Origin of the sequence: Pseudomonas sp. RIT-PI-q (assembly GCF_001297125.1) — a bacterium.
In the GTDB taxonomy this organism is placed as follows: Bacteria; Pseudomonadota; Gammaproteobacteria; order Pseudomonadales; family Pseudomonadaceae; genus Aquipseudomonas.
The window spans coordinates 142,506-152,018 of the sequence record NZ_LHPC01000031.1 but is presented as its reverse complement, the minus strand read 5'-3'; the positions used below and the strand labels follow the sequence as shown (position 1 = coordinate 152,018).

8 protein-coding genes and 1 pseudogene are annotated in these 9,513 nt (G+C 60.1%); 1 reads left to right on the top strand and 8 read right to left on the bottom strand.

Translation table 11 applies throughout. The annotated features are described in order from the left end of the window. From AEQ67_RS35210 to AEQ67_RS17335, 7 genes and pseudogenes are all read right to left on the bottom strand, one after another. A pseudogene (locus AEQ67_RS35210) lies at nucleotides 1–166 on the bottom strand (IS5/IS1182 family transposase); the annotation flags it as partial. A gap of 342 nt (nucleotides 167–508) precedes the next feature. Continuing rightward, nucleotides 509–3,166: an aminopeptidase N gene (gene pepN / locus AEQ67_RS17360; protein ID WP_059405064.1), complete on the bottom strand. Its 2,658-nt coding sequence runs from the start codon at nucleotides 3,164–3,166 to the stop codon at nucleotides 509–511. A gap of 12 nt (nucleotides 3,167–3,178) precedes the next feature. Beyond that, nucleotides 3,179–4,009 carry a DUF2797 domain-containing protein gene (locus tag AEQ67_RS17355; protein ID WP_059405063.1) on the bottom strand — a complete coding sequence of 277 codons (831 nt, stop codon included), beginning with the start codon at nucleotides 4,007–4,009 and terminating at the stop codon, nucleotides 3,179–3,181. Then, nucleotides 4,006–4,266: a YeaC family protein gene (locus tag AEQ67_RS17350; protein ID WP_059405062.1), complete on the bottom strand. Its 261-nt coding sequence runs from the start codon at nucleotides 4,264–4,266 to the stop codon at nucleotides 4,006–4,008. Before AEQ67_RS17350 ends, AEQ67_RS17355 begins: the two co-directional genes overlap by 4 nt. 35 nt (nucleotides 4,267–4,301) lie before the next feature. Next, nucleotides 4,302–5,171, bottom strand: a complete 870-nt coding sequence (locus AEQ67_RS17345) for a rhomboid family intramembrane serine protease (RefSeq protein WP_059405061.1) — start codon at nucleotides 5,169–5,171, stop codon at nucleotides 4,302–4,304. Next, nucleotides 5,168–6,142: a metallophosphoesterase gene (locus tag AEQ67_RS17340; RefSeq protein ID WP_442965644.1), complete on the bottom strand. Its 975-nt coding sequence runs from the start codon at nucleotides 6,140–6,142 to the stop codon at nucleotides 5,168–5,170. The genes AEQ67_RS17345 and AEQ67_RS17340 overlap by 4 nt, the downstream gene beginning before the upstream one ends. Beyond that, entirely contained in the window at nucleotides 6,139–7,029 is an 891-nt protein-coding gene (locus tag AEQ67_RS17335; RefSeq protein WP_010459816.1) for an NAD(+) kinase, read from the bottom strand. Before AEQ67_RS17335 ends, AEQ67_RS17340 begins: the two co-directional genes overlap by 4 nt. A gap of 112 nt (nucleotides 7,030–7,141) precedes the next feature. Here AEQ67_RS17335 and AEQ67_RS17330 point away from each other — a divergent pair, with 112 nt between their 5' ends. Next, a complete protein-coding gene (locus tag AEQ67_RS17330) occupies nucleotides 7,142–8,092 on the top strand; it encodes a DUF1853 family protein (protein WP_059405059.1) in 951 nt (316 codons plus the stop codon). 112 nt (nucleotides 8,093–8,204) lie between these two features. On the opposite strand, the gene AEQ67_RS17325 is transcribed toward AEQ67_RS17330, so the two are convergent. Beyond that, the gene (locus AEQ67_RS17325; RefSeq protein ID WP_059405058.1) at nucleotides 8,205–9,488 is read right to left on the bottom strand and encodes an arsenic transporter; all 1,284 of its coding nucleotides are present in this window, start codon (nucleotides 9,486–9,488) and stop codon (nucleotides 8,205–8,207) included. Nucleotides 9,489–9,513 lie beyond the last annotated feature (25 nt).

Genomic DNA, 9,513 nt, shown 5'->3' with positions numbered 1-9,513 from the left:
CCGTTTCAGCCGGAACAGCGCTTTCAAAACCCAAGGTGATAAGGTCGAGCTCATCCACGAAGACATCGACAACACGCACCGGATTGGTGTCGCTGACGTAATCGTCCAGGCTCTCGGGGAGCAAGGTGCTTTGACCTCGATGTTCACCTTGGATGAAGCGTTTCATGGGCGACCCTTGCGATAAATTCTGGGAAATCATAGCAAGGGTTTGTTTCCACGTTTTTGCACACTCTGGGCCAGGGATGGCCGATGGCGGCGGGCCCCCGGAGCAATGCCTTCGTTACGGCATGCCGAGCCTAAGCGAGGCACCGAATGGAGGGGCAAAGCGTTTTGCTTCCTTTTGGGCGTCTGCAAAAGGGAGTCGCTGTAAGAGCGAAACCATAAGCAGCCGTTACCGAAGCAATGGATATGTACTCATTCAAAAAAAACAGGTTGGCTATCAGTCCGCCTTCGCTGGCAAGCCAAGCTCCTACAGGGTTCGAGTGACCCCCGCAGGAGCAAAGCAGATTCAAGCCAGGCTTTTGCTGACCACTTCAAACACATCGCTCGACAACTGACCCGAAGCGCGAATCCGCTCCAGCTCGCCCTTCATCAACGCCTGACGAGCATCGTCATACTTGCGCCAACGAGTCAGCGGCGCCAGTTGGCGCGAAGCGATCTGCGGGTTAAACCCGTTCAGCTCGATCACCAGGTCCGCCAGGAAGCGATACCCGGAACCGTCCGCCGCGTGGAAGTTGATCAGGTTCTGCCCGGCAAATGCACCGACCAACGCGCGCACCTTGTTCGGGTTCTTGATGTTGAACGCCGGATGCGCCATCAACGCCTTCACTCGATCCAGGCCACCCGGCAAGACACTGCCCGCCTGGACGCTGAACCATTGATCCATGACCAACGGGTTGTCGCTGAAGTGCTCGGCAAAACTGGCCAGGGCCTTGGCCTTCTCGTCTTCGAACGACGAATTGACCAACACCGCCAACGCCGTCAGGCGCTCGGTCATGTTGTCGCTGGTTTCAAATTGCTCAAGGGTCGCCGCCAACACTTCCGGCTTGCCGCTCAACATCAGGTACGACAACGCAATGTTCTGCAACGCACGACGGGCAAAGTGCTCCGCCTCAGCCACATACGGAGTCTTCTTCGACAGATCGCGGTTTGCCTGATAACGCAGCCACAGCGCCTCGAACAAACCATCGGCCAACTGCTTGCGAGCGAACTCGCGAGCAATGTGGATGGCATCGACATCAGCCACTTCGCTGATTTCAATCAGATACGCCTCGCCCGGCAGCGACAGCATTTCTGCGACCATGGCCTGATCCAGCGTCTCGTCGGCCAACACCGTGCGCAAGGCTGAAACCAGACGCTGATCCAGCACCAGCGCCTCGCCCTTCTGTTGCTGGGCAATCAGTTCTTGCAGCACCTGTACCGACAATTGCTGACCGGCATCCCAGCGATTGAAGCCGTCGCTGTCGTGCTGCATCAGGAACATTAACTGGTCGCGGTCGTACGGGAAGCTCAGTTTCACCGGTGCCGAGAAGCCACGCAGCAACGAAGGCAGTGGCTTTTCAGCGATGTCGAGGAAGGTGAAGGTCTGCTCGGCTTCGGTCACCGAGATCACGCGGGAAGCAGCGCCAGCCGCGGCTTCACCGTCCAGACGCAGGGCAATCTCGCCGCCCTTGCTGTCCAGCAGTCCCAGCTCGACCGGAATCACGAACGGCAGTTTTTCAACCTTGTCCGGGGTGGCCGGGCAGCTCTGGCGGAAGGTCAGGCTGTAGGTTTTCGCCGCAGCATCGTAAGACTCGCTCACCGCCAGACGCGGTGTACCGGCCTGGCTGTACCAGCGTTTGAATTGGGTCAGGTCGACGCCGTTGGCATCTTCCATCGCCTTGATGAAATCGTCGCAGGTCACGGCCTGGCCGTCATGGCGATCGAAGTACAGGTCGCTGCCTTTGCGGAAACCTTCCGCCCCGAGCAAGGTGTGGATCATGCCGACCACTTCCGAACCCTTTTCGTACACGGTCAGGGTGTAGAAGTTGGAGATCTCGATGAAGCTGTCCGGGCGCACGGCGTGCGCCATCGGGCCGGCGTCTTCGGCGAACTGGTGGGTCCGCAGGTAGGCCACGTCCTGGATGCGCTTGACCGTGGCCGAGTTCATGTCGGCGGAGAAACCCGAATCACGGAACACGGTGAAGCCTTCCTTCAGCGACAGCTGGAACCAGTCGCGGCAAGTCACGCGGTTGCCCGACCAGTTGTGGAAGTATTCGTGGGCGACAATTGCCTCGACGCGCTGGTGCGCAGCGTCGGTCGCGGTTTCGGCGCGGGCCAGCACGGCGCTGGAGTTGAAGATGTTGAGGCCCTTGTTCTCCATGGCGCCCATGTTGAAATCGTTGACCGCGACGATCATGAAGATGTCCAGATCGTACTCGCGACCGTAGACCACTTCGTCCCAGCGCATCGACTTCTTCAGGCTGTTCATGGCGTGCTGGCACTTGTCGATGTTTTCCGGCTCGACGTAGATACGCAGCGCCACGGAGCGCTCGGTCATGGTGGTGAACGTGTCTTCGACACACCACAAATCACCGGCCACCAACGCAAACAGGTACGCCGGTTTCTTGAACGGGTCTTCCCAGGTCGCCCAGTGCCGGCCGTCTTCGCCGGGACCACTGGCAATCGGGTTGCCGTTGGACAGCAACACCGGATAGCTGTGCTGCTCGGCGACCACTGTGGTGGTGAACGTGCTCATCACGTCCGGGCGGTCGAGGTAATAAGTGATCTTGCGGAAGCCTTCGGCCTCGCACTGGGTGCAGAACATCGTGCCGGACTTGTACAGGCCTTCCAGCGCGGTGTTGGTTTCCGGGTGGATTCTGACGCTGGTATCGACCGTGAAGCGGGTGCTGGTCGGGTGCAGGGTGAGGTGGTTCTCGGTCAGCTGATAGTCAGCGTCGCTCAGTTCGCGGTCGGCCAGCGTCACCGACAGCAGGTCGAGTTGCTGGCCGTCCAGCACCAGCGGCGGCAGGCCCGGGCCGCGTTCAGGATTGCGGCGCATCACCAGTTGCGCATGGACCAGGCTGTGGTCCTCGAACAACTCGAAGGTCAGGTGCGTCTCGTCGATCAGGTATTCAGGCGCCTGATAGTCTTTCAAATAGATCATCTTCGGTTGTTCGGTGCGCATGCTGGAGTCCTTCTACTGATGCACGGCGAGCTGATAGGCCGTGTATTTACGAATATTGATCACGCCGGTGTCGAAAATCAGGTATTGGCCCTTGATCCCCAACAGCGTGCCTTCGGCAATCGGATTCTTGTCCAGGTTGAAGCTGACAATCTTGGCCGGGTATTGCTCGACCGGATAGCGAATTTCAAGCGGTTCGACATCGGCAATGGTCTGGATTGCCTGTAGGCCGAATCGTTCCTGCAAACCTTGCAAACCTTCGGCGCAGCTTTCAAACAGTTGATCGCGAACCTGCGCCAGATCCACCGAAATCGCATCGCCCTTGAGCAACGCCCGCCAATTGGTCTTGTCGGCTACCTGGCTACGGAACAGGTCTTCGACGAAACCCGACTGCTGACGGGTCGAGACGCGCATGATCGGCAGGGCCTGACGGGCGCCTTGATCGATCCAGCGGGTCGGCAGCTGGGTGGCGCGGGTAATCCCGACCTTCACCCCTGACGAATTGGACAGATACACAATGTGATCGGTCATGCAGAACTTCTCGCCCCACTCCGGCTCACGGCAGGTGCCGGCGTCGTAGTGACAACGCTCCGGGCTCATGATGCAGAGGTCGCACTGGGCCAGTTTGGTCATGCACGGGTAGCAATAACCCTGGCTGAAACTGGTTTTGGTCTTGCGTCCGCAATGGGAGCAAAAAATCGCCCCCAGGTATTCCAGTCGCACTGTGCTGCCGATCAATGGATTGACCGGGACCTCAGTGTCACCCAGGCGAAACGCGTATTGCACGTTCGGCCCGTCAAGGCGCGCCGACATTTTACTGATTGCACCACGGCCAATCTCAATCAATGGACGGCATCCGACTTGAACAGAATATTCGGCACGCTGATCGACTTCGAACTGCATTCCTGCGGGCCCATGTAACCAGTGCGCTGTTCTTCGGGCAGGTTCTGGATTTCCCAGGCGATCATCGCTTGCAGCGACAGTTCACGTTGTTCGGCGGTGAGTTTGCCGCCGTCGGACCATTTACCGATTTCCACCGCCAGCTTCAGGCTCTGGTAGATATCGGGGGTGATGTTTTGGATCATTTCGTTAAAAGAGGACATCAAGGGCTCCGCGCTCTTTGATTTACGTAACTGTTTTAGACGGCCAGTTTACGGCGGTTGTACAAACCGCCCAACAAACCGGTCAAGCATCCGACGAGCAACCCGCCGACGTGGGCCGCATTGGCAATTTCACCGAAGCCGATCATCGAGACCAGCCCCGACAGGCACAGCAACAGCCACACCAGCATCATCACCAGCACGCCGCGCGGCAGGCGATAAGCCGGGTTCGGCGACAATATCTGGAAAATCCAGCAATGCCCGAGCAAGCCATACAGCACGCCGGACAACCCGCCGAACAAGGTCGGGCCGCTGAAATAATATTGGGCGTAATTGGACACCAGGGCGAACAGCAGGGTCAGGCCGACCAGGTTGATGCTGCCCTGACGCGACTCGATGCGCCGCCCCAGTTCCCAGTACCACATGCCGTTCATGGCCAAGTGCAGGATGCCGAAGTGAATCAGCATCGGCGTCACCAGACGCCACCACTGCCCCGCCGCCAGGCTGTCGGCCAACGGCACGAAGTGGATGTACTCGCCGACAACGCGGAAATCGAGGAAAGTCAGCCAGCGCATCGTGTCGAGGTTTTCGCCCAACAGCGTCACCGCGCCGACAATCAAGCTCAGCAACAGCACCAGTGCCGTCGCCTTGGCGTAGCGCAACTGCTCGACAAACCCGGGACGGCGCTGGGTTTGCGCCACCGGTATGTCCAGTTGCTGATCGGGATCACCCGCCGGGAAACGCTCGTACAACGAACGGACGTCTTCGCTGATATTGGCCGGCACCCAGAGCACTTGTTCGCCCGATTCTTCGCTGACCCGATGCGGCACCTGCATGCGTTGCAGCAGTTTGACGAACCCACTCAGGTCCACCGCCAACGGCAGGCGCAAAACCGCTACGGTACTCATTGCAGCACCTCCGGTCGCTCGACATCGACCCAAACAAATTTATGCGGATCGAGACGGGTTTCCTGATCCAGACGATAGGCGACCAGTTTGCCGTAGAGCACCGCACTGTAATCCAGGCAGGCCAGGTTCGGACGGATCGGGGCCGGTTTGCCGCTGCGCCAGTAGTGGCCAACGAACAACAAGGGCTCGTCGACGCCATAGCGCAGCAGGGTGTTTTTTTCGGTGGACGACAGCGGCGTACGGGCCACTGGATCGGGCAAGGCGTCGGGTTGGAACACAATGTCTCCGTAGGTTTGCGGGTCGTCTTCCCAGAACTTGGTGCGGAAGAACGAACGCGTCAGGCCATCGCCGCTGGTCATGGTCAAGCCATGGGGCAAGCGCATGTCGGTGCCGCGCAGCAGGCGGTCGAACACGGTGCAAGCGAAACTGCCCGGTATTGCGGAGGCCTGGAGGAAATGTTCATCGACGCAGCCATCGGAGAACAGTGCGCGCAGCGGTTCGATCAGGCCGGAATCCCAACAGGCGTGCACCACCCGGAAGCGTCCGGCATCCACAAACAAGGGCAATTCATAGAACCATTGCTGAAAGTCATGCCAGTCGCCTGGGTGGTTTTCAAATTGGGTCAGGGTTTCACCCAGCAAGCGAGCGTGGCGCGGGGTGTGTTCACGCACGAATTGCTTACCGCTGCCCGGAGGCGCCGGGGTGCTCCAGCCCAGTGCGTTGAATTCATGGTTGCCCATGATGCACAGCGCCTGGCCGGCCTCGACCATGTCGTGGACGATGTGCAGCGCCTCGCGAATACGCGGGCCGCGGTCGATGATGTCGCCGACAAACACCGCCATACGCGACGGATGCCGCCAGACGCCACCTTGCTTGTGATAGCCGAGCCGGTCGAGCAGGTGCTCAAGGGTCAGAGCGCAACCGTGCACGTCACCGATCAGGTCGTAGCCTCGCGCGGGATCGAGCATCAGTCGCCTCCACCACCCAACCGACTGCCCCAGCCGAGCTTGGTCCGGCAGACCTCATAGTAGTTGTGGTCGAGCGGGTGAATCAGCCGCAGCTTTTGCGCCTTCTTGCTGATGGTGATGGTGTCACCGGGCGCGCAGGTGAAGTGGTTCTGCCCGTCACAGGAGACTTGCGGGTAAATCTGCATATCTTTGGACACGACGATTTTCAGCTCACTGTTGCCATCGACCACAATCGGCCTACCCGACAAGGTATGGGGGTACATCGGCACAATCACAATAGCGTCGAGCTTGGGATGCATGATCGGTCCGCCCGCCGACAGCGCGTAGGCCGTCGAACCGGTGGGCGTGGCGACGATCAGGCCGTCGGCCTTCTGGCTGCAGACGAATTGGCCGTCGATGTACAGCTCGAACTCGATCATCCGCGTCGATTTGCCGGGGTGCAGCACCACGTCGTTCAGCGCATCGCCCTGACCAATGGCCTCGGCGTGGCGGCGGACTTCGGCTTGCAGCAGGAAGCGGTTTTCCACCAGATAATGGCCGTCGAGCACTTCGGCGACTTTGACTTCCAGTTCATCCGGACGGATATCGGTGAGGAAACCCAGGCTGCCCCGGTTGATGCCGAGCACCGGAATGTTATGGCGAGCCAGCGCGCGAGCGGCGCCCAGCAGGCTGCCGTCACCGCCGACCACAATCACCATGTCACACACTTCGCCGAGCATCTTGCGCGACGAGGTTTGCAAGCCATGACCCGGTAGCACTTCGGCGATGGTGTCTTCGAGGATCACATGCAGGTGACGATCGAGCAGAAACCGTTTCAGTCGGCGGACGGTATCCAGCACCTGGGAACTGCCCAGGCGACCGATGATGCCGATATTACGAAATTGCTCCATGGTGTCCCTACAGTCTGCGGCGACGAAAAACACGATTATGGGCGAAAGCGCGGGATAGACAAAATCCTTTCAGCCACAACGGTGTACTCACGATTGAGGCTATGCTCGCAAGATGATCCTATTTCCAGACTTGCTCCAGTTGCCCCACCAGTTACGCCATCCCGAAGTGCGTGATCTGGCGTGGGTAATCCTCGCGCCGCCAATGCTGGGCGAAACCCCGTGGCCGCAGCGTCATCCGTTGGCCGGCAGTGATTGGGTGCAGGCGCCGGAGCGGCTGGAACACTGGCTTCGGCAACTCGACCGCGACAGTTATGACTTGCTGCACTGGCTGGCTCAGGCCAGAACCCGGCGCCTGGGTTTGTACTATGAACGGCTGTGGCAATACGCCGTGCGCCACGCGCCGGGTATCGACCTGATTGCCGCCAATATGCCGATCCGCCGCGAAGGCCACACGCTGGGCGAGCTGGACATGCTGCTGCGGGATCGCGACGGCGTGCATCACCTGGAATTGGCGATCAAACTTTACCTCGGACCACAAAACGGCGATGGCCACGACACCGCGCAATGGCTCGGCCCCGGCTGCCATGACCGGCTGGACCGCAAGCTGGCGCACCTGGCTCAGCATCAATTGCCGATTTCCGCTCGCCCGGAGAGTCGCGAAGTGCTGGCGGCGCTGGATATCCAGCAATTCAGTGCGCATTTGTGGCTAGGCGGCTATTTGCTGTATCCATGGCCGGGACCCGCCGAGCCACCGAACGGCGCGCATCCGCAGCACCTGCGCGGTAGTTGGCTGCATCAGAAAGACTGGGCGGCGTTTGTGGTGCAGCGACCATTCGGGCGCTGGCAGCCCCTGCCCCGCCACGCCTGGCTGGCGCCGGCGCATTATCCGGTCGAGCAGACCTGGAGCATGGAACAACTGAATGCCTGGCTGAGCGATCTGGAACCGTTGGCACCAGCGCAATTGCTGGTGCGACTGACCGAGAATGCCGATGGTGATTGGGAGGAAGCGGAGCGGCTGTTTCTGGTGGCGGATCTTTGGCCGAATGTGCCGGGCAATGGTTGAGGTTTTGTGGTGATTGGATGGACCCCATCGCGGGCAAGCCCGCTCCCACAGGATTTTCTTACGTCGAAGATCCCTGTGGGAGCGGGCTTGCCCGCGATAGGGCCAACTCGGTCTAGAACGACAACCGCACCGCCAAAGCCGCCAACGTCACCAACAAAACCGGCACCGTCAACACGATCCCGACCTTGAAATAATACCCCCAGCCAATCCGAATGCTCTTGCGCTCCAGCACATGCAACCACAGCAACGTCGCCAAACTGCCAATCGGGGTGATTTTCGGCCCCAGATCGCTACCAATGACGTTGGCGTAGATCATCGCCTCCTTCACCACCCCCGTCGCCTGGCTGGCATCGATCGACAACAAACCGATCAACACCGTCGGCAGGTTATTCATGATCGACGACAGCAACGCCGTCAGCACGCCCGTGCCCATGGCCGCGCCCCAGACGCCGTAACCGGCAAAGCCGTCCAGCCAACCGGCCAGATACCCGGTGAGCCCGGCATTGCGCAGGCCATAGACCACCAGATACATGCCCAGCGAGAAAATCACGATGTGCCACGGCGCTTCTTTGATCACCTTGCGCGTGGAAATCTTGTGACCACGGGCGGCGATGGCCAACAGCAACGCGGCGCACACCGCCGAGATCGCGCTGATCGGTATGCCCAACGGTTCCAGGGCAAAGCAGCCGAGCAACAGAATCACCAGCACCGCCCAACCGGCGTAGAACGTGGCTTTGTCGTGGATCGCGGTTTCGGGGTGCTCGAGTTGTTCGGGGTCGTAAGCCTTGGGGATGTCACGCCGAAAGAACCACATCAGCATGGCCAGGGTGGCTGCGACGCTCACCAGGTTGACCGGGATCATCACCGCCGCATAGCGATTGAAACCGATGTGGAAGAAGTCCGCGGAAACGATGTTCACCAGGTTCGACACCACCAGCGGCAGGCTCGCGGTGTCGGCAATGAACCCGGCGCCCATCACGAACGCCAGGGTCGCGGTCGGAGAAAAACGCAATGCCAGCAACATGGAGATCACGATGGGCGTGAGAATCAGCGCCGCGCCGTCATTGGCGAACAACGCCGAAACCAGCGCACCGAGCAGCACCATATACGCAAACAGTTTGCGTCCGCTGCCCCGCCCCCAACGCGCCACATGCAGCGCCGCCCAGGCGAAAAAACCCGCCTCGTCCAGCAACAGACTGATGATGATCAACGCGACAAAGGTGCCGGTCGCATTCCAGATGATCTGCCACACCAGCGGAATGTCTGCCAGGTGCACCACCCCGAAAATCAGCGCCAACACCGCGCCGAGCACCGCACTCCAGCCAACGCCCAGGCCTTTGGGTTGCCAGATCACCAGGGTGATGGTCAGCAAGAAAATCAACGACGCTACGAGCATCCGGGGCAGCCTTCAAAAAGTGGAG